General features: G+C 31.5%; 1 protein-coding gene. It reads left to right on the top strand.

Annotation, left to right across the window (positions count from 1 at the left end; all coding sequences use genetic code 11):
• Positions 1-833 (top strand): autotransporter outer membrane beta-barrel domain-containing protein (locus CQA57_RS08105; protein WP_115579726.1); only part of this gene is annotated, 833 nt, incomplete at both ends.

Consider the following 833-nt stretch of genomic DNA (forward strand, 5'->3'; position numbering starts at 1 on the left):
GCAGCAGCTCTTGGAAGTAATTATGATCTTTATTTAGCTAATATGAATAGCTTAAATAAAAGAATGGGTGAATTAAGAGAGAATGCTAATGCTCAAGGTGCATGGGCAAGAGTGTTTAATGGTATGCAAACCTCTAACTTTTCTTTAGAAACTAAATCTCTTTATACTACATTCCAAGCAGGTTATGATTATGCCTTTGGATTTAATGGAGCAAATAATTATTTAGGTTTTGCACTCTCTTATGCAAATGCTAATACAAGTTCTAATAGCACTATGAATGTAGATGGTTCTTTAAAAGGAATTAGCTCTGTAGCTTCTAATGCCATAGAGTTTGCAATCTATAATGCTTATGTTCAAGATGGAGCAAGCAAAGCAACTGGATGGAAAAATGGTTTATATACGGATACCATCTTAAAGTTTAGCTATATTATGAGTAATATCTCTATGCTTGGAGATTCTCAATCTTATAATAGTAATAACTTTGCACTCACTCTCTCTCAAGAATTAGGTTATAGATTCTTATTTGGTAAAACTAAAGAATGGAGTGTTACACCTCAAGCAGAAGTAATTTTAGGTTATTTAAATCAATCTAACTTAAAACAAACTACTATTGATTTAAATGGTATTCAAGAGAGTATTATTACTCTAAGAAGTAGAATTGGTGCAAGCTATGGATATGATTTCAAACAATTTACTGAAAACAAAGGATTTAATGCAAAAGTTTATCTAGGAACTTACTTTGTAGGAGATTATATTGCTGGTGGAGATATTACTCTTACTTCTCAATTAGGAAATATATCTCTAGCACCTCTAGCTTCTACAGGTAGATTTGT

The organism is Helicobacter anseris (genome assembly GCF_003364335.1).
In the GTDB taxonomy this organism is placed as follows: Bacteria; Campylobacterota; Campylobacteria; order Campylobacterales; family Helicobacteraceae; genus Helicobacter_H; species Helicobacter_H anseris.